The sequence below is a fragment of the Bradyrhizobium sp. USDA 3315 genome (genome assembly GCF_054056795.1).
Window position 1 is genome coordinate 3,516,964 of record NZ_JBSRYP010000001.1, and the last position, 23,252, is coordinate 3,540,215.

21 protein-coding genes are annotated in these 23,252 nt (G+C 63.1%); 18 read left to right on the plus strand and 3 right to left on the minus strand.

The window, feature by feature from the left end:
- Window positions 1-2 precede the first annotated feature (2 nt).
- The 16 genes from ACVIYL_RS16205 to ACVIYL_RS16280 all read left to right on the plus strand — a co-directional run bounded on the left by ACVIYL_RS16205 (window position 3) and on the right by ACVIYL_RS16280 (window position 15,367).
- Complete coding sequence (locus tag ACVIYL_RS16205) at window positions 3-1,040, plus strand: branched-chain amino acid ABC transporter permease (protein ID WP_028333423.1); 1,038 nt, start codon at window positions 3-5, stop codon at window positions 1,038-1,040.
- Window positions 1,037-1,795, plus strand: a complete 759-nt coding sequence (locus ACVIYL_RS16210) for an ABC transporter ATP-binding protein (protein WP_456779126.1) — start codon at window positions 1,037-1,039, stop codon at window positions 1,793-1,795. Before ACVIYL_RS16205 ends, ACVIYL_RS16210 begins: the two co-directional genes overlap by 4 nt.
- A complete protein-coding gene (locus ACVIYL_RS16215) occupies window positions 1,795-2,487 on the plus strand; it encodes an ABC transporter ATP-binding protein (protein ID WP_456779127.1) in 693 nt (230 codons plus the stop codon). The genes ACVIYL_RS16210 and ACVIYL_RS16215 overlap by 1 nt, the downstream gene beginning before the upstream one ends.
- A complete protein-coding gene (locus ACVIYL_RS16220) occupies window positions 2,487-3,881 on the plus strand; it encodes an MmgE/PrpD family protein (RefSeq protein ID WP_456779128.1) in 1,395 nt (464 codons plus the stop codon). Before ACVIYL_RS16215 ends, ACVIYL_RS16220 begins: the two co-directional genes overlap by 1 nt.
- On the plus strand, window positions 3,878-4,687 hold the full coding sequence (locus ACVIYL_RS16225) for an SDR family NAD(P)-dependent oxidoreductase (RefSeq protein ID WP_456779129.1): 810 nt from the start codon (window positions 3,878-3,880) through the stop codon (window positions 4,685-4,687). Before ACVIYL_RS16220 ends, ACVIYL_RS16225 begins: the two co-directional genes overlap by 4 nt.
- Window positions 4,688-4,766: 79 nt before the next feature.
- Window positions 4,767-5,930, plus strand: coding sequence for a CaiB/BaiF CoA transferase family protein (locus tag ACVIYL_RS16230; RefSeq protein ID WP_456779130.1), 1,164 nt, complete (start codon window positions 4,767-4,769; stop codon window positions 5,928-5,930).
- Window positions 5,920-6,714 (plus strand): enoyl-CoA hydratase/isomerase family protein, encoded by a 795-nt coding sequence (locus ACVIYL_RS16235; RefSeq protein WP_057017381.1) that lies wholly within the window; start codon window positions 5,920-5,922, stop codon window positions 6,712-6,714. Before ACVIYL_RS16230 ends, ACVIYL_RS16235 begins: the two co-directional genes overlap by 11 nt.
- A gap of 13 nt (window positions 6,715-6,727) precedes the next feature.
- Window positions 6,728-7,663 carry a hydroxymethylglutaryl-CoA lyase gene (locus ACVIYL_RS16240; protein WP_456779131.1) on the plus strand — a complete coding sequence of 312 codons (936 nt, stop codon included), beginning with the start codon at window positions 6,728-6,730 and terminating at the stop codon, window positions 7,661-7,663.
- Window positions 7,664-7,674: 11 nt separating this feature from the next.
- A complete protein-coding gene (locus ACVIYL_RS16245) occupies window positions 7,675-8,877 on the plus strand; it encodes an acyl-CoA dehydrogenase family protein (protein ID WP_456779132.1) in 1,203 nt (400 codons plus the stop codon).
- Between the two features lie 11 nt (window positions 8,878-8,888).
- Window positions 8,889-10,262, plus strand: a complete 1,374-nt coding sequence (locus ACVIYL_RS16250; RefSeq protein WP_310881537.1) for an MmgE/PrpD family protein — start codon at window positions 8,889-8,891, stop codon at window positions 10,260-10,262.
- Between the two features lie 8 nt (window positions 10,263-10,270).
- Complete coding sequence (locus ACVIYL_RS16255; protein WP_225158767.1) at window positions 10,271-11,083, plus strand: aspartate/glutamate racemase family protein; 813 nt, start codon at window positions 10,271-10,273, stop codon at window positions 11,081-11,083.
- Entirely contained in the window at window positions 11,080-11,967 is an 888-nt protein-coding gene (locus tag ACVIYL_RS16260) for an MBL fold metallo-hydrolase (protein ID WP_225158766.1), read from the plus strand. Before ACVIYL_RS16255 ends, ACVIYL_RS16260 begins: the two co-directional genes overlap by 4 nt.
- Before the next feature lie 220 nt (window positions 11,968-12,187).
- Entirely contained in the window at window positions 12,188-13,195 is a 1,008-nt protein-coding gene (locus ACVIYL_RS16265) for a LacI family DNA-binding transcriptional regulator (RefSeq protein ID WP_225158765.1), read from the plus strand.
- 55 nt (window positions 13,196-13,250) lie between these two features.
- Complete coding sequence (locus ACVIYL_RS16270; RefSeq protein WP_456779133.1) at window positions 13,251-14,447, plus strand: NADH:flavin oxidoreductase/NADH oxidase; 1,197 nt, start codon at window positions 13,251-13,253, stop codon at window positions 14,445-14,447.
- A gap of 426 nt (window positions 14,448-14,873) precedes the next feature.
- Window positions 14,874-15,092: a hypothetical protein gene (locus ACVIYL_RS16275; protein WP_456779134.1), complete on the plus strand. Its 219-nt coding sequence runs from the start codon at window positions 14,874-14,876 to the stop codon at window positions 15,090-15,092.
- Window positions 15,089-15,367 (plus strand): hypothetical protein, encoded by a 279-nt coding sequence (locus tag ACVIYL_RS16280; RefSeq protein WP_253606956.1) that lies wholly within the window; start codon window positions 15,089-15,091, stop codon window positions 15,365-15,367. Before ACVIYL_RS16275 ends, ACVIYL_RS16280 begins: the two co-directional genes overlap by 4 nt.
- 13 nt (window positions 15,368-15,380) lie before the next feature.
- On the opposite strand, the gene asnB is transcribed toward ACVIYL_RS16280, so the two are convergent.
- A complete protein-coding gene (asnB, locus tag ACVIYL_RS16285) occupies window positions 15,381-17,321 on the minus strand; it encodes an asparagine synthase (glutamine-hydrolyzing) (RefSeq protein ID WP_456779135.1) in 1,941 nt (646 codons plus the stop codon).
- 270 nt (window positions 17,322-17,591) lie between these two features.
- Between asnB and ACVIYL_RS16290 the strand changes: the two genes are divergently transcribed.
- Window positions 17,592-18,887, plus strand: coding sequence for a glycosyltransferase family 4 protein (locus ACVIYL_RS16290; protein WP_456779136.1), 1,296 nt, complete (start codon window positions 17,592-17,594; stop codon window positions 18,885-18,887).
- On the opposite strand, the gene ACVIYL_RS16295 is transcribed toward ACVIYL_RS16290, so the two are convergent.
- Both ACVIYL_RS16295 and ACVIYL_RS16300 read right to left on the minus strand, forming a co-directional pair.
- On the minus strand, window positions 18,823-20,100 hold the full coding sequence (locus ACVIYL_RS16295; RefSeq protein WP_456779137.1) for an acyltransferase family protein: 1,278 nt from the start codon (window positions 20,098-20,100) through the stop codon (window positions 18,823-18,825). The two genes, ACVIYL_RS16290 and ACVIYL_RS16295, sit on opposite strands and share 65 nt — an antisense overlap.
- Window positions 20,097-21,245, minus strand: coding sequence for a polysaccharide biosynthesis/export family protein (locus tag ACVIYL_RS16300; protein ID WP_307720388.1), 1,149 nt, complete (start codon window positions 21,243-21,245; stop codon window positions 20,097-20,099). The genes ACVIYL_RS16295 and ACVIYL_RS16300 overlap by 4 nt, the downstream gene beginning before the upstream one ends.
- A 600-nt stretch (window positions 21,246-21,845) precedes the next feature.
- Here ACVIYL_RS16300 and ACVIYL_RS16305 point away from each other — a divergent pair.
- Complete coding sequence (locus ACVIYL_RS16305; RefSeq protein WP_456779138.1) at window positions 21,846-23,222, plus strand: O-antigen ligase family protein; 1,377 nt, start codon at window positions 21,846-21,848, stop codon at window positions 23,220-23,222.
- Window positions 23,223-23,252 lie beyond the last annotated feature (30 nt).

Sequence of the window (23,252 nt, forward strand, 5' to 3'; positions counted from 1 at the left end):
ACATGACAGCCCGCACCCTTTCCAAGCGCGGCGACCTGGCCGAGGCAGCAAGCGTCGTGGTCATCGCGGCCGCTTTCGTAGTTCCCTGGCTCAGCCAGAACCCGATGGTCTATTCGCTGGCCAACCAGATGCTGATCGCGATTACGGCCGCGTTCAGCGTCTACATCATGCTGCGCATGAATCTGATGACCTTCGCGGTGCCGACCTTCATGGCGATCGGCGGTTACACCGTCGCGATCCTGGGGCTTCGTCACGGCGTGACCGATGTGCTGCTGCTGGGGCTTGCGAGCTTCGTGGTGCCGGCGCTGTTTGCGCTGCCGCTCGGCGCGCTGGTGCTCCGTCTGACCGGTGTCTATTTCGTGCTGGTTACGTTCGTCCTCACAGAGATCACGCAACTGTTGCTGTTTGAAACGCCGGGGTGGACCGGCGGGTCCAATGGACTGGTCGGGATGCCGGCCGTGACGCTGTTCGGGCTGGAGCTCGCCGACAACCGCGCGGTGCTGCAGGTCACGATCGGGCTGGCGCTCGCCGGCGCTATCGTCACCGCTGCGGTGACCCGCACGCTGCGCCAGCATTTCGCGGCGATCGAGGAGAACGAACTGCTCGCCCAGAGTCTTGGTCTCGTCGTCTGGCACTACAAGGCGTTCGGCTTCGCCATCGCCGCGGGCGTATCCGGGCTCGCCGGCTTCGCCCTCGTCAACATGCTGCTCACGGCCCATCCGACCTCGTTCAGCGCGCTGTCATCGGTCAACTACATTGCCTATGCGATCATCGGTGGGAAGAGCAGCATGCTTGGCCCGGTTGTCGGTGGCGCCCTGCTGATCTGGGCGGGAGACGTCTTCGCATTGCGCGGGGAGTATTCCCAGTTCCTGTTCGGCTTCCTGATCGTGGTGGTGGTGCTGGTCGCGCGCGAGGGCGTCGTCGGGACGATCCATCGCCTCGGCGTCCGCGTGTTTTCGCCGCCGTCGCCGTCGCGGTCTTCCACCGTCGCCTCGTCGCCGACGCTGAGTGTGCCCAATGCGATGGAGCCCCTGCAATGACGGCTGAACGCACCGGACGGACCGACGGCGGCGCGCTGCTCGAGGTCGCAGCCATCTCCAAGCGTTTCGGCGGGCTGCATGTCTTCGACAATGTCAGCTTCGCCATCCCGCCGGGCGACGTCCTTGGCGTCATAGGGCCGAACGGCGCCGGCAAGACCACGCTCATCAACGTCATTTGCGGCATGCTGCCGCCGACCATCGGCCGGGTGCGGCTCGACGGCAAGGATATGACCGGCAAGCCGCTGCATGCCGTCAGTCGCATGGGAATTATCCGCAGCTTCCAACAGACCAACACCTTCCGTACGGCATCGGTCCGCGAGAACATTTCGAGGGCCCTTCGCTTCAGCGGCAGTGGGCCCGGATGGGACAGCGTCGCGCCGCTGATCGACGAGTTCGAGCTCGAACCGCAGCTCGACGAGCAGAGCGACAAGCTGCCGTACGGGCTCCAGAAGATGCTCGGCCTTATTCTGGCTTGCGCCGCCCGGCCGAAAGTCCTCCTGCTCGACGAGCCGGCGGCCGGTCTCGAGCGGCGGGAGCGCCTGCGGGTCGATACTTTCGTGCGCCACGTGAGGACGGAGCTCGGTTGCGGGGTCCTGATCGTCGAGCATGACATGGATCTCGTGCGCCGCCTCTGTCCAAGAATACTGGTGCTCGATTCCGGTCGTGTCCTGGCCGAGGGCGCTCCGGCCGACGTCCTGGCACGCAAGGATGTCATTGACGCCTATCTCGGGACAGTGGACGAGGAGGCGGCCTGATGCTGGCGGTGAAAGACCTCGAAGTCCGCTACGGCGGCATCACGGCAATCAGCGGCGTCTCGATCGACGTCGCCGAGGGCGAGACGGTCCTGCTGATCGGCGCCAATGGTGCCGGCAAGTCGAGCCTGATCAACGCCATCATCGGTCTGGTCCAGGCCTCGCATGGCAGCGTGCGCTTCGCGGGCCATGATCTCAGTGCCGTATCCTGCGATGGGCGCGCGCGGGCCGGAATTGGGTATTCGCCCGAAGGGCGCCGCGTGTTCCCGACCATGTCGGTCGCTGACAACGTCCTGAGCGGCGCCTGCTGGCACGGCGGAGCGAGCCAGCGCCAAGCCTGGGCCTGGCTTTGTGGCATCTTTCCGATCCTGAAGGAGCGCGCCAGCCAGCCGGCCGGACAATTGTCGGGGGGACAACAGCAGATCGTCGCCTTGGCGCGCGCCATGAGTTCGTTTCCCAAGCTGCTGCTGCTGGATGAACCCTTCCTCGGGCTCGCGCCGGTGTGGATCGCGCAGATCAGCGAGGCGATCCGCCATATGCAACAGCGCGGCACGACCATTCTCATGACCGAGCAGATGGCGCGTCCGGCGCTCAAGCTTGCCACACGCGGCTACGTGATGCGCGGTGGCGAGGTCAGGCGGAGCGGCACCGTCGCCGAAATTCGCGACGTTGCGCTTGCCGAGGAGTATTTGTGATGTCCGCTACTTTGAACGCCACTGCGCTGCTCGGGACCTTCGCCGCAACGACGTCGGCGAGCGAACTGTCCCCGGATGTCGCCACGAAGGCAGCCATTTGCCTGCTGGACGCGCTGGGGCTCGCGCTCGCGGCGCGACACGAGCCGACGGCCGCGGCCGCGCGCGCGATGTCCGCGGAGGTGCTGCCTGGACCGCGCACCGCGCGCATCTGGGCGAGCGGCAAACACGCCGCGCTGTCCGAGGCGGTTCTCGCCAACGGCATTGCCGTTCACGCCCATTTTCAGGACGACACCGACCACGATTCATGGACGCACCCGGGATCCCTGATTGCGCCGGTCGCGGTGTCGCTTGGCGAAACGCTGGATGCGCCGCTGCGCACCGTATTGACCGCTCTCACGGTCGGCTATTCCGCGCTCAAATGGCTTGGTGCGGGTGAAGTCGTTGCCCGCGGCCTGATCGGCCGGGGCGTGCGGACCAGCCCGACCTTCGGCACGATCGGCTCCGCTGCGGCGGCCGCCGCCGCACTTGCACTCGATCCACCGAGGTCCACCAGCGCGGTTGCAATCGCGGCCTGCACGACCGGCGGAACGCTGGAGCCGGTGCGCTGCGGCTCCGACGAATGGCGCGTACAGAACGGGCGCGCCGCCCAGGGTGGGCTGGTGGCCGCGGAGCTTGCGGCGCGCGGCGTCCAGGGGGCGCCCGATGCGCTGGAAGGACCGAAGGGATTGTTGCGGTCGCTTGCCGGCCTCGATCGCACGCCAGAACAATGGCAGCGAGGCCCCGATGTCGCGACGATGATCGGCATCATGGCAAAACCGTTCGCAACCCTGGGCGACAACATGTCGGCGGTGCTGGCGGCGCATATGCTTCATCGCGACGGCATCGATCTGTCGCAGGTGAAGCGGATCACCGTGACGATCTGGGAGCCCTATACGCAATATCCGGGAACGTCCTTCAAGGGGCCGTTCACGCGGACGGTGCAGACCCAGGCCAGCACCGCCTTTGCGGTCGCCGCCATACTGCGCTACGGCCGCCTCGACTACGAGATGGGCGTCGAGCATCGCCAGGACCGGGAGATCATGACACTCGTCGAAAAGACGATCGTCGAGCCGGACGCGATCGGTACCCATCTCGACGCGACCGTCGAGTTGGAGATGGAAAATGGTGGGCGTCTTCGCCGGACCGCGCGCGAGGCGCCCAAGGTTCTGGTGTTCCAGGACGAAGCCCGCGCCATAGAGGTTTTTGACAGCCGCCTGGCCGGCACCGGAATTCCGGCCGGCGAAGGCGCCAGCCTTGCGGCCGAGGTTTTCGCCTCGGCACGTAGCGGCGGATCGATGCCTGTGCGCAGGCTGCTCGACCGCCTGACCCGATCTCAAAGGGATGCGATCAAATGAAACTTGGACTTGAAGGCAAGACTGCGATCATCACCGGCGGCAGCAAGGGCATTGGTCTCGAGACCGTACGCCTGCTGGCGGAGGAGGGTGTCAAGGTTCTGGTCTGCGCGCGCCGCGAGGACGCGCTGGCCGAATGTCGTTCTGACGTCGAGCGGAGCACCGGCGTCAAGGTCGAAACGCTGTCGCTTGATGTGACCGATCTGAAGCAGATCGAGCGGCTGCCGGCGGTCGCCCGCGACCGGCTCGGCCGCATCGACATCCTGGTCAACAATGCCGGCACCGGCACCTACAAGCCGTTCCTCGAAGTCACCGACGAGGAATTGCAGTACGGCATGGCGATCAATTTCTTCGCTCAGTTCCGTATCTGTCAGCGCATCATCCCGATCATGATCGAGCAGAACGGCGGCAGCATCGTCAACGTGTCGGGCGAAACCGGGATCATGGTGACGATGCCGCCGTTCCTGTCGTCATGCACCGGTCCGGCCAAGTCGGCCGAAATCCGCTTCTCCAAGATTCTCGCCAACGAATTCGGGCCGCACAACATTCGCGTCAACTGCGTCGTTCCCGGTTTCGTCAATACTCCGGAACGTTTTGCAAAATGGGAGCGTGAGCTCGCCAAGCGCAATCTGGGCGAAGAGGAGGCGGAAGCCGAACGCAAGCGCTGGTCGGAAAATAACTCGATGCGCAACACGCGCTGGGGCACGCCGGAGGAACTCGCCAATTTGATCGTCTTCGCGCTGTCCGACCGCGCGAGCTTCGTCAACGGCGCGGTGCTGGTTGCCGACAATGCGCAGGACAAGTCGTGAAAGCGACGCCGCTCGACATGATGAATCGATTGATGACAACAGGAACGGCGGCGGCCCTTGCGGCAGCCGGGAGGATTTGATGGACGTTGACAAGCCGCTCGCTGGTATCACCGTGATTGAACTCGGACACAGCGTGGCCGCCCCCTATGCCGGATTGATTCTGGCCGATCTCGGCGCCCGTGTGATCAAGGTCGAAAATCCCAAGAGCGGCGATTATGCGCGTGGCTGGGGGCCGCCGTTCTGGAACGGAACGGCAAGTGTGTTCCATAGTCTCAATCGCGGCAAGGAAGGCATCACCGTCGATTTCGGCGCAGCGGAGGATTGCGAGAGGCTGAAGTCGCTGATCCTGAACGAGGCCGATGCCGTCATCCAGAATCTGCGGCCTGGCATTCTGGACAAGTTTGGTCTCACCGCGGATGCGCTCAGCGCCGCGAAGCCATCGCTGATCTGGTGCGACATCGGCGCGTTCGGCGCCAAGGGGCCGCTCGCTAGCAAGCCCGGCTACGATCCGCTCGCCCAGGCCAGCACCGGCATCATGAGCGTCACCGGCGAGGGCGGCCGGCCGCCGGTGCGTGTCGGCGTCTCGCTGGTCGACATGGGCTCCGGCATGTGGGCAGTGATCGGCATGCTCGCCGCGTTGGTGGCGCGCAACAAGGGCGGTCAGGGCCGCAGCGTTGCGACCTCGCTTTACGAGACCGGGCTCGCGTGGATGACCGTTCCGCTGGCCGGCTATGCGGCGTCAGGTGAGGTGCGCAAGCCCTATGGATCGGGCACCGCGGAAATCGCGCCCTATCAGGCATTTGAGGCGTCCGACGGATGGCTGATGATTGCCGCCGGCAACGACAATCTGTTCCGCAAGCTGTGCGTGGCATTGAGTCTCGAGGCGCTTGCGCGCGATCCTGACTTCGCGACCAACGCGGCAAGGGTCGTCAACCGCGAACGACTGATCCCGCAAATCGCGGCCGCGGTGCGTAAGTATACGGCCGATGCGCTTGGCGGCATTCTCGACGGCGCCGGGGTTCCCAATGCACCGCTGCTGACCACCGATCAGGTTGCGGAGCATCCGCAAACCCGCGCCCTCGACATGATGGTGCGATGTGCTGGCGACGATATCGATCTTGTCGGCGTTCCGCTTGCCTTCGACGGTACGCGACCGCGCGCACGCACCGCTGCGCCGGCGCTCGGCCAGCACAATGCCATTCTTCGAAAGCCTGCGAGCAAGGGAGCCATCAATGCGAACTGATTTCCAGACCATCAAGGTCGAACGGCGTGATGGCGATATCCTGCTGGTGACGTTGCACCGGCCGGAAGCATCCAATGCGATGAACACCCAGATGGGCCTCGATCTGGTGGAACTGTTCGAGGGCTTCTCGACCGACATCGAGGGGTTGCGCGCGGTGATCCTGACCGGACACGGCGACAAGGCGTTCTGCGCCGGGGGCGATCTGAAGCAGCGCAACGGCATGACGGACGAGGCTTGGCAGGCGCAGCATCTGGTCTTCGAGCGCATGCTGCGCGCTCTGCTGGGCTGTCCGATTCCCGTGATCGGCGCGATCAATGGTGCGGCCTATGGCGGCGGCTGCGAGATCGCCGCGGCGCTCGACTTCGTCTACGCCTCGACCAATGCACGCTTCGCGCTGACCGAAGTGACGCTCGGCATCATGCCGGGTGGCGGCGGCACGCAGAATCTGCCGCGCGCCGTCGGCGAGCGCCGCGCCAAGGAATTGATCCTGTCCGGGCAGCCGTTCTCGGCTGCCGAGGCCGAGCAGTGGGGGCTGGTCAATCGGGTGCTGCCGCCAGGGGAGCTGCTGGAGGCGACCTTCGCCATCGCCCATCGCATCGCTGCCAATGGCCCGATCTCGGTGCGCCAGGCCAAGCAGGCGATCCATCGCGGTTTGCAGATGTCGCTCGCCGATGGCCTCGCCTTCGAGATCGAGGCCTACAACCGTCTGGTCCCGACCGCGGACCGGCGCGAAGGCGTGCTGGCGTTCAACGAGCGCCGCAAACCCAACTTTCAAGGCAAGTAGAAGGAGGCGCGAAATGCGTGAGAAAGCTCATGTTCGCGAGGTCGGACCCCGCGACGGCATTCAGATGGTCAAAACCATCTTGCCGAGCGCGCGCAAGCTGGCCTGGTGCCGTGGCGCGGTGGAGGCCGGAATCCGCGAGATCGAGGTGACCTCATTCGTGCCGTCCAAGGTGATCCCGCAATTTGCCGACGCGGAGGAGGTGGCCCGCGGCGCGCTGACAATGCCGGGCTTGCGGCCCTCGGTTCTGGTTCCGAATCTGAAGGGGGCCGAGCGCGCCTTCGCGCTCGGTGTGCCAATCGTCAACTACGTGCTGTCGGCGAGCGAGGAGCACAACCAGGCCAATGTTCGCCGCAGCACCGAGGAGTCGCTGCAGGACTTCGCGCGCATCGCCGCGGAGCGCGATCAGCGCCCCGGAGCACGAATCGGACTTGGTGCGGGCATCGCGACCGCGTTCGGCTGCACCATCTCGGGGGCGGTATCGGAGGCACGAGTGGTCGAGATCGCGGTGCGGCTCGCCGGGATGGGCGCCGACGAGATCATCGTCGCCGATACGGTCGGCTATGGCGATCCGGGTCAGGTTCGCCGCCTGATGGGCGCGGTGATCGCAGCGGTGCGTCCACTGCCGGTCGCCTGCCACTTCCACGACACGCGCGGTCTCGGTCTCGCCAATGTGACGGCGGCACTGGATGCGGGTGTACGCGCCTTCGACGCATCCCTCGCCGGACTCGGCGGCTGTCCGTTCGCACCCGGCGCCACCGGCAACATCGACACCGAGGATACCGTCTTCCTGCTCGAGCAACTTGGTTTCGATACCGGCGCCGATGTCGAGCGGCTGGTTGCCTTGCGACGCGAGGTCGAGAGCTGGCTGCCCGGCGAACGGTTCTCCGGCGCGATCGCCCGCGCCGGCCTGCCCAAAACGTTCCGCGTGTCGGCCAGCGCCGCCGCCTGAAAGGATATGACATGAACTATCACGACGCCGCCCAAACCGCCGACATGGAGGTCACCGTCACGTTGGGCGAGGATTTCTCCGACCTGCGCAACACGGTGCGGCAGATCTGCAAGGGCTTTCCGGGCGAATACTGGCGCAAGCTCGACGATCAAAGCGCCTATCCGACCGAATTCGTCGCGGCGTTGACGGAGGCGGGATTCCTCGGCGCGCTGATCCCGGAGGAATATGGCGGTTCGGGCCTGCCGCTGCGTGCGGCGGCAGTGATCCTCGAAGAGATCAATGCGAACGGCTGCAGCGCCAGTCCCGCGCATGCCCAGATGTACATCATGGGTACGTTGCTCCGTCACGGCAACGAGACCCAGAAGCGGACCTACCTGCCGGAAATCGCGGCGGGACGGCTGCGGCTGCAGGCCTTTGGCGTAACCGAGCCCAATACCGGCTCCGATACCACCCAGCTCAAGACCCGCGCCGAGCGTCAGGGGGACGTCTATGTCGTCAACGGCCAGAAGGTCTGGACGTCGCGGGCGCTGCACTCCGACCTGATGCTGCTGCTGGCGCGCACCAGTCCGGTCGATCAGGTGAAGCGGCGCACCGACGGACTTTCGGTGTTCCTCGTCGACTTGCGTGAGGCCAAGGGCAACGGCGTCGAAATCCGCCCGATCAAGGCGATGGTCAATCACAATACGACAGAGGTGTTCATCGAGAACCTGAAAGTGCCGGTCGCCAATCTCATCGGGGAGGAAGGCAAGGGCTTTCGCTACATCCTCGACGGCATGAACGCCGAACGAATCCTGGTCGCCTCCGAATGTGTGGGCGACGGACGCTGGCTTCTCGGCAAGGGCGTCGCCTATGCCAATGAGCGGCGCGTCTTCGGACGATCGATCGGCCAGAATCAGGGCATCCAGTTTCCACTGGCGCGCGCCTACGCCGAACTCGAAGCCGCCGACATGATGTGCCGCCGTGCCGCCGCGCTGTTCCAGGCCGGGCAGCCCTGCGGAGCAGACGCCAACATCGCCAAGCTGCTGGCGTCGGAGGCCACCTGGAAAGCGGCCGATACGACATTCCAGACCCATGGCGGCTTCGCCTTTGCGCAGGAATACGACGTCGAGCGCAAATGGCGTGAGGTCCGTCTTTACCAGACAGCCCCGATCTCGACCAACATGGTGCTGGCCTATGTGGCGCAGCACGTGCTCGGTCTTCCGCGTTCCTACTGAGGAGACGACCCATGCTGGATATCACGCGTCAGACGGCCAATTTTGTAGCCGGCCTCAAGCTGTCCGATCTGTCCGGCCGCTGCCGCGAGGCGGCGCGGACCGGCATCATCGACTGCGTCGGCGTCATGATCGCTGGTGCCGCCGAGCAGCCGGTGCGGATCGTGTCGGCGATGGTGGCCGCGTCCACCCAGAACGACGGCGCACCCGAGGTTCCGTCGGGCCGCAATCTCGCGGCGCCGGATGCTGCGCTCGTCAACGGTGTCGCAGCGCACGTGCTCGACTATGACGACGTGGCGCTCGCCGGACATCCGAGCACCGTGCTGGTGCCGGCCATCCTGGCCGAAGGCTGGTCGCTCGACTCCAGCGGTGCCGACGCGCTCGCCGCCTATGCCGCGGGCTACGAAGTCTGGGCGCAGGTCATTGCGCTGGAGCCCGGTCACCTCCATGAGCGCGGCTTTCATCCGACGGCCGTGATGGGCGCGCTCGCCACCGCGGCCGCCTGTGCGCGGCTGCGCAATCTCGACTCCACGAAGACCGCGCATGCCATCGCGATCGCCGCCTCGCTCGCCTCCGGACTGGTCGCCAATTTCGGCACCATGACCAAATCGCTGCATGCCGGCCGCACCGCCCAATCCGGCGTGCTTGCCGCGCGCCTCGCCGATCAGGGATTTACCGCATCGCTGGATGTGCTCGAACACCAAACCGGCTTCCTGCGCGCCCATTCGCCATCGGGCACGCCGGATATCGAAAACGGCACGATCGATATCGGCCGCAACTGGCGGCTTGCCGATCTCGGCATCAATGTGAAGCGCTATCCGACCTGCTATGCGACCCATCGTTCGATCGACGCGATGATTGGCCTGGTGAATGCGCACAAGCTCAAGCCCGACGACGTGAAGGAAATTCGGGTCCACACCGGCGTCACCCAAAGGCTGATGTTGCGCAACACCAATCCGCAGACCGGTCTCGAGGCCAAGTTCAGCATGGAATTCGCGATGACCGCCGCGCTGATCGCCGGCCGCGTCGGGCTGTCCGAGCTCACCGATGAGTTCGTCTCGCGGCCGGATGTCGGCGCTACCTTCGCCAAGGTCCGCTGCACGACGACGGACGAGATCATGCCGGGCGACCAGCCGTTCGCGCCGGCCGACCGCGTCAGCGTCGTGTTGACGTCGGGCGAAGTGCTTGAGCACGCGCCGGTGGTTCATGCCAAGGGCAGCTGGCAGCGCCCGCTCTCGCGCGATGAACTACAGGATAAGTTCATGGAATGCGCGACCCGGGTGTTCAAGCAAGGCCAGGCCGCAGCGCTGTTCGAGCAGCTCTGGAATATCGAGGACCTCGGGTCGATCCGCTCGCTTCGCCTGACCAACGACCGGGGCGACGCATGAGCGCGGCAATGCCTGGGAAGGGATCGACGCCGCGCATCTGGCACCAGTCGGTCAACGAGCTCGATCATCTCGAAGTCTACAAGCGCGCGCTCGAGGCCCATGCGGCGGAAATCCTTGGCGACGACGCCGAGGTCGTCGTCCACGGGCTTCCGTCCGGATCATACGCCGGCGCTTCGGCCACTGCGGTGCTCGGCAATGCATTTGCCTATCACCGCATTCTCAGCCGGGTGATCGACAATGCGATCACCGCCGAGCGGCAGGGTTATGATGCCTTCGTGATCGGTTCGTTCAGCGAGCCGTTTCTGCGCGAGATCCGCTCCGCGGTGGATATTCCCGTCGCCTCGCTGACCGAGAGTGGTCTTCTGGTCGGCTGCTCGCTCGGCAGCTATGTGGCGTTGATCTCCAATGCGCCGGCGGTGCAGTGGATGACGAAGGTTGCGGTCGATAAGCACAAGCTCGCCGCCCGTGTGCTGGAGGTTGCGGCGATGGATCCGCCGCTCGACGAGCCGCAACTGGCGCGCGCTTACGTCGATCCGGCTCCGGTCATCGCAAATTTCACCGCCGCGGCCGAGCGCCTGGTGGCGCGCGGCGCTGACGTCATCATTCCGGCGGAAGGTGTGCTGGCGGAACTCCTGGTTCGTCACGGCGTCCACCGCATCGCCGGTGCTCCCGTGATGGACGTGTTTGCCGTCACCTGGGCCTACGCGCTGATGCAGATCAGGCTCTGGTCGAAGGCACAACTTGGCGTGGGCCGGAGCTGGCACCACAGGCGCGACGATCCAGCGATCGTTGCAAGATTTTGGCAAGGGGACGCACAATGAGCACTTCACCCTCAACGCAAGTCGCAGGAGTCTATCACCGCAGGCTTGGCGACGCGCTGGTCACCGGCCTCAGCGACGGTTACGTCGACATGGGATACACGATCTTTCGCAATATCCCCGAGGAGGAAACCAAGGCCATCCTGGCGCGCGATCATCGCACCTCGCCGCCGCGCATCTCGGTCAACGCCTTTGCCGTGCGCATGGACAACCGGACCTACCTGATCGACTGCGGATCGGCGGATCTGATGGGGCCGACCTGCGGCCGTCTGCCGGCAAATCTCGCTGCCGCCGGCATCGATCCGGCCTCGGTCGACGCGGTGCTGCTGACTCACGTCCATCCCGACCATTCCAACGGGCTGACAGATGCCGCAACCGGAACGCGGCTGTTTCCCAACGCGGAAGTCATCGTCCATGAGAACGAGATCAATCACTGGTTCAACGACGAGGCGATGGCCAAGGCGGCCGAGCGGCCCCGGCGCCGCTATTTCGAGGCCGGCCGCACCCAGCTGAAGCCCTATATGGCTGCCGATCGCGTCAAGACTTTCCGGAAGGGCGAGGTGCTCCCGGGCGTCACGGCGATCCCGATCCACGGTCATACCCCCGGCCACGCCGCCTATGTCGTATCGCGCGGCGGCGAATCAATGGTGGTTTGGGGGGACACGGTCCATGTGCCGGAGATCCAGGTTGCACGTCCGGAAGTGACGATGGAATTCGACACCGACCCCGAGGCCGCCGCAGCCGCTCGTCAGATGATGTTCGATATGGTGGTCACAGACGACATGCTGGTCGGCGGCATGCATCTGCATTTCCCCGGGTTCGGACATATGCGGCGCGAGGCAGGGCGATACAGCCTGGTGGCGGAGCAGTGGGCGTTCGAAGTATGAGCCGCAGTATCGTCGAAGCCGACGCCATCTGATCGTTTCCGGAACAAGGACGGGAGGCCAGGCCGTTTGGATCACGTTGGAGAAATGCACAAATCATTTGCCTTCGGCCGGCGGATAGCACCTGCGGCCGAATTGGCTTCCGCGTATTGTACAGGGGATTGAGGTCTCAGCCCCGGTGATGGTGATGGCAGAACAGCAAACGGCAGGTCGCGGAAGCAAATTGACGATCCGCGACGTGGCGACCGCAGCGGGCGTATCGACCGGCACGGTGTCGCGGGTGCTCAATGCCAATGCCACCGTCCATCCCGACATCCGCCGGAAGGTCCAGCGCGCAATCGATGATCTGGGCTATACGCCGAACGCGGTGGCGCAGAGCATGCGCATCCGGTCGACCCACACGATCGGCTGCATCTTGCGTGAGATCAACATTCCGCAACTCGCGGGCTTCGTCAAAGCCGCGCACGACGTGCTGGACGAGGTCGGCTTCTCGCTGCTCATCTCCAACTCGGAAGGCCGCAAGGAGCGTGAGCGAGAGCTGCTCAGCCGGCTGTCGCGGCGGCAGGCCGACGGCGTAATGATGGGGCCATACACGCCGGTCGCCGGAGAGTTCGAGGCCTTCCTGCGCGATCTCGATATTCCGATCGTGCTGATCGATCGTGATCAGCCGGATTGGACTGATGCCGTTATGGCCGATCACGCCGAAGGGATGCGTGTCGCGGTCAGTCATCTGCTGGATCTCGGTCACCGGCGCGTGGCGCTGATCACCGGCGACGCCGGGCTCTATCCGGCGCGCGAACGCGTTCGCGGCTATCAGGAGGCTTTTGCCGCGCGAAATCTCGAGCCTGATCCTTCGCTCGTTCACGCCGGGAGCTTCCTGCCCGGCGCGGGATTTCGTATCACCTCGGCATTGCTCGGCCAGCGCAACCCTCCGACCGCGATCATTTCCGGCGGCATCGACATGTTGTCGGGCGTGCTGCGCGCGGTGCGCGGGCGAGGCCTGCGGATACCGGAGGACGTGTCGCTGATCGCGTCAGGCCATTCCGAGCTCGCCGAGCTCGTCTCGCCGGCAGTCGCCATCATCGGCTGGGATCAGGCGGAGGTCGGCCGGATTGCGGCCGGCATGCTGCTCGATCGCATCCGAAACGACGGTCCGCACGAGCCGAGGCGCGTGCTCGTGCCCAACGAGTTCATTCCGCGCGCGTCGCTGGGGCCCCCAAGACGTACCTGAAGACTTGCCGTCCATGGCACGACCGGACGGCCATAGCATGCAAGGAGACAGTTCCATGAGTGGTGAGATGATCAACGGCAAGGATGACGAGCGGCCGATGCTGTTCCAGCCACTCACGATTCGAGGCCTTACGCTGAAGAACCGCCTCGTCGTGCCACCGATGGTCCATTACAGCTGCGAACCGGGAAATACCTGCGGAGCGTTTCATCTCGTGCATCTTGGTCGCTATGCGCTGGGCGGCTTCGGGCTCGTCTTCGTCGAAGTGACGGCGGTGGAGGAAGTCGGACTCACCAACGAAAACGACCTCGGCATCTGGAATGACGAGCAGGCCGAGAGCTTCAAGCCGCTGGTCGCCTTCATGAAGCGTCAGGGGACGGCGATCGGCATTCAGATCGGCCATGGCGGCCGCAAGTCGTCGGCACAGTCCGCCATGCAAGGCATGGGGCCGCTGACCGAAGAGAATCTGAAAGCCGGCGCCAGGATCTGGCAGCCGGTCGGCCCGACCGCCGAACCGGTCGCCAAGGGCTGGCTAACGCCACGGCAATTGACCATCGCCGAGTGCAAGGCCATGGTCGGCACCTGGGCAGCCGCTGCAAGGCGGGCGGTTGCCGCCGGGTTCGACACCATCGAGATCCACACCGCGCACGGCTATCTGCTGGCCTCGTTCCTGTCGCCGGTCTCCAACACACGTAATGACGAGTATGGCGGCGACCGCGCCGGGCGCATGCGTCTGCCGCTCGAGATCGTCGAGGCGGTGCGCCGCGAAATGCCGGCGGACATGCCGCTGTTCGTGCGCGTCTCGTCCGTCGACGGCACCGTCGAGGGCTGGAACATGGATGATACGGTCGCCTTCGCGCACGAGCTGAAGGCGCGCGGCGTCGACGTCGTCGACTGTTCCTCCGGCGGAATCTCCGGCGCGGCTACGGCAGCGCAAGTGCCGCGCAGCCTCGGCTTCCAGGTTCCTTTCGCCGAGCGCGTGCGCAAGGATGCGGATGTCACCACCATGGCCGTCGGCATCATTCTCGAGGCGCAGCAGGCCGAGGCCATCCTTCAAAAGGGCCAGGCCGACCTCATTGCCGTCGGGCGGCAGTCACAGTTCAATCCCAACATCGCCCACCACTGGGCGCACGATCTCGGCATCAACAGCCGTTTCGAAGATTGGTCGCCCGAGTTCGGCTGGTGGCTCGAGAAGCGGATCAAGACTCTCCAGGGCTTTGCCACGCCAACGGGCGTCGTTACGCGTCACTCCTGACCGGCGTCACACACACACATCGCTCGCAGCCGGTGAACGGAACGCCGTCCACGGCATCGCTGCTATCTTTGAGGATCCGCGGTGCCGCGCGACGGGTATCGCAGCGCGGGTCCAGCAGCGCGTTTCAGGTTCGCTGCTGAACCTGCGCCGAGTAGATATCGGCGAAGCGGTCGCACGACAGGTTCTTCTGCACCCTCCCCATCGTGTTGCGTGGAAGTAACTCGACAAGGACAATCGAACCGGCTTCTTCGCTTTCAGCCGGATTCCGACAAGCGGCGGAATCATTTCGTGGAAGATCCGGGTTTTTACGGACTGAGCGTTAACGCTGCCGCACGAGCACAAAGGTGGGGGTCTTGTCAGGAAGCGATTTGGCCATTTTAATCGAGAGATTGCAGTACGTTATTCTTATTGTAGAGCGCATTTCCGATGAAAGCCATCGAGCAGATTGTTGCCGGCTACGTTTCGTTGAAGGATCGCCAAGCCCTGGAAAAGCTGAGGCACCATCGTCAGCAATTGCTGGATGATGTTCAGATGCACACCATCCCAGGGTTCAAGCCGTCGATCGTGAGCGCTATCCTCCGCGAGGAGATCGAGGTCATCGAAGGCGCGCTAGCGCGCGTAGATGAGGATCGATCATTGTCATGAGCAAAAACTTCGACGAGATCGAGACACTGAAACCAATGGCCTGCAGTGCCATCACCGATCCCAGTCTGAGGATGATATACGAAGCTATCCGCGGCGCGCTCGAGGCCGACGATGAATTCGAGGCAAGCGGCAAAGATCCCAAATTCCGAGTCCGGTCAACGGCCGAATGGAAGCGGCATGCCCGCGATCTTGAGGCGGAGATGTTGAAGCGAGGGCTCGAGTTCGACGTTATCGATTGGACGAATGGTCAGAGTGAGCGGCGAGAAAGCCGGTGAAGGCACCCGCTGTTCATGCGTAAACGCCGTTGCGATGGCACCAACGGACAAACGTGTAGATGGACCAGACCCGCGACCAGTACATGCCGGGCGCTCCGTCGAGAAAGGCTCGCCATAGTCGCTCAACCGCGTCGGGATTCAGGCCGGTGGGTGCGATCGCCTGCGGATCGCGCATGGTTCGATCCATGGCGTCCTTCAATCCGCGGCGAATCCACCGGTCAAAGGGCATGACGAAGCCGGTCTTTGGGCGCTCGAAGAGCGCAGGATCGAGACCGCGCAATCCGATCCGCCGAAGCATTTCTTTGCGCCCCAAGGGCTGATATCGCGCTTCGTCCGACAGGGCGTCGACGCTTTCAAACAATACGTGGTCGACCAGCGGAACGCGCTGCTCGAGCGAGCTGGCCATGCTTGCTGCATCATTGTCGCGCAGGAGGCGTTCACCCAAAAAGAGACGTTGTTCCATCACGCTAATAGCGGAAACAGGGGTACGGCCGGCCGTTTCGGCCGTCAGCCGCCGGCGCATCGCGTCGGGAAGGCCTTCCATGAGCGCGCCCGCGAAATCCGGTGCAAGCAATTCACCCTGAAATCCAGGCAGGAAGAGCGCGTAGGCCATCTGGTATAACGCCAGCAGATCCTCGCTACGATCGACCATATCCGGAAGCTTCGCCCAGCGCGTTTGAGGCGGCACGGGATGCGAGGATCGTCGCAGGGGCCAAGTCAACAAAGCTGCAGCCCTGGCTTGCCATTTTCTGGGAAATGCGCGGCCCCGATGACACCACTGCTGCAAGATCGGAAGATCGCGGTACGTCGGATACCCGCCGAACAGCTCGTCGCCCCCGGTTCCCGACAGTGCGACGGTAAAGCCTGCTTCGCGAATAGCCCGGGAGATGAAATAGGCGTTCAGTCCATCGAAGGTTGGCTGGTCGAGACTATCGAGGGCGTCGTCCAGACTGTCGACGAACCGCTGCTCGGACAACACCACCTCATGATGCTGAGTGCCGATTGCCGCAGCGGTCTGCCTTGCGAACGGCGCTTCGTTGAACTGCTGGTCCTCGAACGCGAGCGTGAAAGTATGAACCGGGGCGTCAGCGGTCCGTTGCGCGAGATTTGCCATCGCGGAGGAATCGATGCCGCCCGACAGGAAAACGGCGAGCGGCACATCGCTGGCGAGGTGAAGCCTCATCCCTGCGTCGAGGATCGAGGCAAGCGTCGCTTCGTCCATTGTCGGTTTTGGCGACTCTCCGGGAATGCGCCAGAAATCGCGCTTGCTTATTCTACGGCCTGTCCCGTCAAACTCTGCGTAGTGACCCGGCGCAAGAAGTTCAACGCCCTGAACGGCGGTGCAGGGGCCGACAACAAACCCGTTCCATACGTTGCTCGCAACCGCCTGCGGATCAAGACGCGGCGTTCCGAGCAAGCCTGAGGCCAGCAATGCACGCAATTCGGATGCAAATATCAGCGACCACGTCGTGTTCGGATTGCTGGACTGCGCGATATAGAGCGGCTTGATGCCGAGCTGGTCGCGCGCAAGGAGAAGTCGTCGCTGTTGCGGATCCCAGCTTGCAAATGCGAACATGCCGCGCAGCCATCCAACTGCCTCCAGGCCATGCAGGCCGAGTGCCCGCAGCATGACGGCGGTGTCGCCGCTGGACCGAAAAGACTGCCCTTCGCTCTCGAGGCGTTTGCGCAGGGCGACATAGTTGTAGATTTCGCCGTTGAACGAAATCACGTGCCCGGTTGTATCGTCCACCATCGGTTGAGCGCCGGCGGACGACAGATCAAGGATCGAGAGGCGGCGGTGATCAAGCATGACACCCCAGCCGCGGGCATCCGGCGTTGAAGCCCACGAGCCATGGCCGTCCGGCCCGCGATGGATCATGGCCTTGCTCATCCGAGCGAGCGCGGCCCGGTTGTTTTCGTCAAGCCGGCCGATGATACCCGAGATACCGCACATTCAATCGTCGCCTTCGCGGCTTGAGCTTGAGCTGGCCCGCATGAGGTAACGTTGCGGAGAACCTACCAAGACTGCTTCGGCAATGCTTTTACGTCGAAAATCCAAGCGGATAAATGGACACGCCGCCTTTCTATCATTGTTTCGTTAAGAGGAACGAGGCAACTATTAACGCAAGGCTTCGGCTTAAGCATTGAGTAAGCCGAGCTATGTGAATGTGGGCCCCAGCGAGCATCTCAGTACCTGTCGACGTCGGCAGGCAGGTTTGGATCGATGCACTCAGACCGCCTAAATATTCTCTTCGTGTCACAGATGCCTGCGAGCCCGCCGCGGATCGGCGCGCAGGCACGCATGCACGGTTTGATGACGGAATTGGCTCAGCGCCATGACCTGACGGCAGTCATGCTCGTGGATGACGAGCACGACATCGACGAATGCCGAACTGCCATGCAGGCCTATTGCCGCAAGGTGGTGCTCGTGCGTAACCCGTTCGGTCGCGATGGGATGCCGAAGCGCTTGCTTCAACTGCGCTCCCTGGTGTCGCCCCTCAGCTTCGAGCGTTTGCGAATCACGGCAGACGTCGTGCGTCAGACGCTGGACGGCTTGCTTGGGTCGACGCGCTTCGACGTGGTTAATCTCGAGTTCACGTTCCTTGGTCACTACGAGCTGCGCAAGGCGCCGGCAGGAGAGAAGCTTCCGGTATTGGTCGTGGATTCCCACAACATCGACTACGACCTTGCCCGCCAGTACGCCCAAAGCGGCGACAGCCTGTTTCGTCGCCTTTATTCCGAAGTCAATTGGCGCAAGCTTCAGAAGGAGGAGCTCGGGACCTATCGTGACGCAGACGGCGTCTATCTATGCAGCGCGACTGACGAACGACGGCTGCTTGAAGAAGTGCCGGAAGCCAGGACTACTGTCATTCCCAATGCCGCGGACATCGAGTTCTATCGCCCGCGTGCCGACGATCCGAAGCCCGACGGGCGCACTGTCGTGTTCTTTGGTCTTTTGTCATATGCACCGAATGTCGACGGTGTCATCCACTTCATCAATGATATATGGCCGCGCATCGCGGCCAGCCATCCAGATGCGCGTTGCAAGATCATTGGCGGTTCGCCGCCCTCCGCCCTGTTGGCGCTGGCAGGTCCCCGAATCGAGTTCACCGGCTTCGTGCCGGATCTGAGACCGCATCTTGCCGAGGCGGCGGTCGTCGTCGTCCCTCTGCGATTGGGAGGCGGGACACGGCTCAAGATTGTCGAGGCTATGGCGATGGGCAAGGCAATCGTCTCGACAACCCTGGGCGCCGAGGGGATCGAGGCCGTGCCGGATCGTGACATCATGATCGCGGACGATGTCGAGAGCTTTGCCGCCCGTGTCAGCGGCTTGCTGGGCGATGCCGATCGTGCTGCGGATCTCGGACGTTCCGCAAGGCAATTGGCCGAAAGCAAGTATGCCTGGAGTTCAGCAGCTCGCGCTCTCGAGAGCTTCTACCGAACGAGACTCGCCATCAGTTGCGGTACGGATGAGAAGGCGCCAATGCGTCGCCAGCAGCAACGGGGCGTCGAGCGCTGAAGAACCGCTTCAGTTCCAGGAAACGCTTTTCGACGAACTCATAGCTCAGATAAGCGATTAGCAGCGAGACGAGCGCGCCCGCTGTCGCCTGTATTGCCACGGCTGCGCTGTGAGAGCCAAGCCATTCGCCGAGTGCCAGTTCGGTTCGGTGAGTCACGAGATAGTACGATATAAAGTGATGGTAGACGTACAGGCCGTAGCTATAGGTCCCGAGAAGCATGAAGGGTCGGCTGCAGAAAAGGCGCGATACCAAGGAACGCCTTGGCGCAACGAGCACCCAGATGAGGAGACAAGCCAACAGCACGGTGATGATGGAAGACCGAACCGGAAGGACGAAAGCGTTGCCTTGGTCGGTCACCAGGCGCGTCCAGATGAAAGTCAGGGACAGCAAGCCAAATGCAGTGGTCGCAACGTATGGAAGGGCGCCTACAAGTCGCTGAAGTCCGCCCGGTTGTCGGACGACCACGGCGAGGAAGGCGCCAAGGGCCAGACCGTCCAGGCGAAACGGTGTCAACACGTAGGTTGTCCACCAGCTAAGCCCGGCCAAGGAGCCGCCCAGGCGAGCGAGCATCGCAGCGACCGATAGGCCGAGGCTGACCGCAATCAACTTTCTCGGTTGCTTCGCGACCAGATATACGACGAGCGGCCAGAAGAAATAGAAATGTTCTTCGATGCAAAGCGACCAGAGATGCTCCAGATATGAGAATGACCAGTCACCGTTCCATGCGATGTAGACGTTGACTCCGTACAGCCAGGCCCAAGCCTGACGATCTATCAGATAGTCGAGGGTCGGACCACGCAGCGGGCTTACAAGCGGAGCGACGAAGAAGACAAGTGCGAGCACGCCATAGTAGAGCGGAAAAATGCGCAGCACTCGCCGTATATAGAAATTGCGGAAGAAGTTCGGCTCCTCCCGTGAATCATAGAGGATTCCGGTGATGAGAAAGCCGGACAGGACGAAGAACAACTCGACGCCATAGGAGCCGTAGTTGGTGATTCCGACGACGATCTTCTCGACAGCGTTGGTCGGCAACGTATTGCCGACGAAGTGCAGTAGCATCACCATTGCGATGGCAAGTCCCCGCACGCCGTCGAGCGCAGGAATGTGTCCGTGAAGGCGGGGCCACCGGTCGCGGACTGTTGCCTCGGCGGATTCGGTTGCCGGCAGCATACCTGCCGCGCGAGCCGATTCCGCCAGGCCAATTGTCGTCATCGGGACGACGTAACGATGGTTGTCGCGCCAGAGATGCTGCCGTTGGCGAGTCCCTTCAGCGTGTAGGCATCGATCCCGGCGACGATTGGATCGCTCACTGTGCCGATGATCATCCGAAGGTAAGTCATGAACTTTGTCGCTTCGACAGAATTTGCGTTGGACGCGAAGATGACATCTTTATTCCGCATCTCGAATTCTGTCGCGATGAAGTAGCCGCCGGGATCTCTCAAATCGAGAATATAGATAACGGGGACAAGGGGTCCGCTATAGCGAGTGCAGTCGACGCCGAGCTGCTTGGCAACTTCGCGTGGCTCTCCTCGGTAGATAAACACGGATCCAGGGTCGGCGTGATCATCCTTGAGGCCGCCCGCCTTCGCCATGGCCTCGGCCAGTGTCAGGCGCCAGGCTCCAAACGAGAACTGCCCCTGTTGCCCGGAAGCGCCCATCGCGAGGAAGGTTTGCGGCTGCGTGAATACGTAGACCGTATCTTGGGGGCGAACGAAGATGTTGTTTGCCGGTTGGCTGAGCAGCGATCCGAACGGTGCGGTACCCTGCCGGCCGTCGCGTTCGAGGGTCACCCAGGTATCGAAGCCGGGATTCTTGGGGCCGCCCGCGCGTGTGATGATGTCGAGCAGCCGCTCGCCGCTGGCGCTTGCAGGCAAGCGTGCAGGCGTTCCGACTTCGCCCAATACGCTGATCGACGTTGCCTTCTGATCCACCAGCGCAACCACTGCCTGTGGTTCGATCGCACGGTCCTGCAGAGACTTCACGATCGCATTCTGGACTTCCTCCGGCGTCCGGCCCGCAGCGCGGATCGAGCCACCATACGGAACTGTGATGTTGCCTTTGTAATTCACGGCCTGATTGGGCAACGTGACATAGTTTCCCTGACGCGTGCCGGCTTCGGTCGGAGTAAACAGGCCACCGGCCATCGATTCGAACAGCGTCACGCTGACCGTGTCGCCGATGCCAAAACGAATCTCGGGAGGGCCGCGGCGATCCGTGAAAACACGGTCGATCCGCCTCGAGTTGCGCACGAGGACCCTCTCGGTGTCAGCCGTCAGGCGCACCAAAGCATAGTGCACGCTTTCAGGGTCGGTTTGTCCCGCGCGGACATAGGAGCTCGCCGGTCCCGAGGTCGGCATGGTCGAGCAGCCAGCGAGCGCGATTGTGGCTGTGATGGCCAGGGCGCCCAATAGGCGGCTACCACTGAGACGCGAGGAATTGCCAGCCGAATGCGCCGGCGCCACTTCGCGAGTGGTCAGGCACGGCGTTCGTTGACTACTCTTGCCTGCACTTCTCGGCACGACATTGGACCCTGGTTAACGAAGATTAACGAACGCAGTCTTGGTAAACGCCGGTCTCCTCTTCGCGCTTGTTTGCGCGCCGCTTGCGGTCGTCGCCGTCCGGCATCGACTGCCGTACTGCCGGACAGAGGCTCGGAACAAATTTGCGCGAGTAAACATGTACTTACGCGGCATCCACAATTTCCCGGAATATCAATCGACCAAGCGAAACAGCCCGCCCTGTGCGCCACGCTAGGGGACAAGCGTTAACGAAGCGTTCACTATAAAAATTCAGGAAAGATTGACTTATCGTTGGTGTTCGCAGCCGTGTCTGAGTACGTGTTGGCGCCAGTGCCATTGAGAGGCTGATCGTATCGCTGCGCGGCCCCACGATCGGGCAAGGCAGGCGATTAACGATCAGCGTGCTGCCTTGGCGACTGGAGTTGACGGGCACCGAGCATGCACGAAGCCGTATTGCGTTCTCAGCGACCAGGCTTGGCGGCTTCCTCCGGTCGGGTAATCGATAGATACGCGATCATCCCGCTGCTGGCTTGTGTCTACGCCACGATTGCTTTTCCCCTGATCCTCGTGACCTGTAGTCCGACGGACTCGGCTTGTCTTTTGGAAGCTCGACCAGAGAGCAAAATCTTTTGGCCGATCCTGTCCGCAGTCGCGCTCGTCGTTGCGCTGCGCAATCGGTCGCGACTCCGCTTTCCGCCGATCCTGATCATACTGTTTGCCTATCTTGCGCTGGCGGGGGCGAGCGTTGCCTGGGCATTCAAGCCGGAGGCTTCGGGGATCAGGTTTGCGCAGCAGGCCATGATCATCGCCTCGATCGCGCTCCCGGCGATCGTTGCAACTCGATCGACCGACCTGCTGCGCGGCCTGTTCTGGTGCTTCTTTATCGCTGCCGTGCTGAACATGCTGTTCGTCATGGGCAGGCCGCCGATCGACGTGAAGTTCGCCACATGGGGCTACCCCGGCTATTTCTCGGGCAAGAACTATCTAGGTGAATGCGCTGCCGTTGCATTCCTGCTTGCGCTCCATGAGCTGCTTCATCCCGGACGGCGACGGGTTCTCGGCATCGTTACCGCGCTCATGTCTGTTGCGCTGCTGCTGCTGAGCAATTCAAAGACGGCGCTAGCTCTTGCGGTGCTTGTCCCGGCGTTCGCCTGGACCTTGCTCAAGCTTTCCAGGGCTACCCGCGTTCCGGTGTGGGTGATTGTCGTATCGATACCGATTTGCTGGATGGTCTTTTCGTTCGTCACCGGCTTCAGCATGAATCGCGTGTCGTACATGCTGTACGGCGATTCGACTTTCACGGGCCGTACCATCATTTGGGATTTTGCAAACATGCAAATCGCAAAGAAGCCGCTGCTGGGCTGGGGTTATCAGTCGTTCTGGCTGGTTGGGCCCGACGCGCCGAGCATCGTGGAAGCGCCGGGCTGGGTCAAGGAGATGCCCAACGCCCACAATGGGTATGAAGACACGTTGCTCGAACTTGGCTATGCGGGATTTTTCCTGCTTGTCGCGTTCATCCTTGCGACGATACACGGCATCGGTCGCCTGGCGCGGTTTGATCTTTCGCGGGCATGGATCCTGCTGTCGATCGTTCTCTACGTTGCCATTACGAACGGTCTCGAGAGCACATGGATGCGCGGCTTCGAAATGCTGTGGGTCGTGTTCGTTATAGCCGCGGTTGAAGCTGCCAGATATTGGGGGCAGGCGCGTCCCGCGGCCAACTCGGCAATAACCAGGCGTCCAGCAATGCGGCGCATCCACGGACCGCGGCTCAGGCCGCCGTCGACTCCCATCAACGTCGTGAGGTCACGCTAGCAGGCGCGAAGCCAGCGGGTTCTGCGCTGC

Excerpts from the sequence above, each read along its gene's own strand:
- ACVIYL_RS16250 (WP_310881537.1), top strand. The coding sequence starts at position 8,889 with ATGCTGGATATCACGCGTCAGACGGCCAATTTTGTAGCCGGCCTCAAG.
- ACVIYL_RS16275 (WP_456779134.1), top strand. The coding sequence starts at position 14,874 with ATGAAAGCCATCGAGCAGATTGTTGCCGGCTACGTTTCGTTGAAGGAT.
- ACVIYL_RS16225 (WP_456779129.1), top strand. The coding sequence starts at position 3,878 with ATGAAACTTGGACTTGAAGGCAAGACTGCGATCATCACCGGCGGCAGC.
- ACVIYL_RS16210 (WP_456779126.1), top strand. The coding sequence starts at position 1,037 with ATGACGGCTGAACGCACCGGACGGACCGACGGCGGCGCGCTGCTCGAG.
- ACVIYL_RS16235 (WP_057017381.1), top strand. The coding sequence starts at position 5,920 with ATGCGAACTGATTTCCAGACCATCAAGGTCGAACGGCGTGATGGCGAT.
- ACVIYL_RS16230 (WP_456779130.1), top strand. The coding sequence starts at position 4,767 with ATGGACGTTGACAAGCCGCTCGCTGGTATCACCGTGATTGAACTCGGA.
- ACVIYL_RS16305 (WP_456779138.1), top strand. The coding sequence starts at position 21,846 with ATGCACGAAGCCGTATTGCGTTCTCAGCGACCAGGCTTGGCGGCTTCC.
- ACVIYL_RS16270 (WP_456779133.1), top strand. The coding sequence starts at position 13,251 with ATGAGTGGTGAGATGATCAACGGCAAGGATGACGAGCGGCCGATGCTG.
- ACVIYL_RS16300 (WP_307720388.1), bottom strand. The coding sequence starts at position 21,245 with ATGCCGACCTCGGGACCGGCGAGCTCCTATGTCCGCGCGGGACAAACC.
- ACVIYL_RS16280 (WP_253606956.1), top strand. The coding sequence starts at position 15,089 with ATGAGCAAAAACTTCGACGAGATCGAGACACTGAAACCAATGGCCTGC.
- ACVIYL_RS16245 (WP_456779132.1), top strand. The coding sequence starts at position 7,675 with ATGAACTATCACGACGCCGCCCAAACCGCCGACATGGAGGTCACCGTC.
- ACVIYL_RS16220 (WP_456779128.1), top strand. The coding sequence starts at position 2,487 with ATGTCCGCTACTTTGAACGCCACTGCGCTGCTCGGGACCTTCGCCGCA.
- ACVIYL_RS16205 (WP_028333423.1), top strand. The coding sequence starts at position 3 with ATGACAGCCCGCACCCTTTCCAAGCGCGGCGACCTGGCCGAGGCAGCA.
- ACVIYL_RS16290 (WP_456779136.1), top strand. The coding sequence starts at position 17,592 with ATGCACTCAGACCGCCTAAATATTCTCTTCGTGTCACAGATGCCTGCG.
- ACVIYL_RS16255 (WP_225158767.1), top strand. The coding sequence starts at position 10,271 with ATGCCTGGGAAGGGATCGACGCCGCGCATCTGGCACCAGTCGGTCAAC.
- asnB (WP_456779135.1), bottom strand. The coding sequence starts at position 17,321 with ATGTGCGGTATCTCGGGTATCATCGGCCGGCTTGACGAAAACAACCGG.
- ACVIYL_RS16260 (WP_225158766.1), top strand. The coding sequence starts at position 11,080 with ATGAGCACTTCACCCTCAACGCAAGTCGCAGGAGTCTATCACCGCAGG.
- ACVIYL_RS16215 (WP_456779127.1), top strand. The coding sequence starts at position 1,795 with ATGCTGGCGGTGAAAGACCTCGAAGTCCGCTACGGCGGCATCACGGCA.
- ACVIYL_RS16295 (WP_456779137.1), bottom strand. The coding sequence starts at position 20,100 with ATGACGACAATTGGCCTGGCGGAATCGGCTCGCGCGGCAGGTATGCTG.
- ACVIYL_RS16240 (WP_456779131.1), top strand. The coding sequence starts at position 6,728 with ATGCGTGAGAAAGCTCATGTTCGCGAGGTCGGACCCCGCGACGGCATT.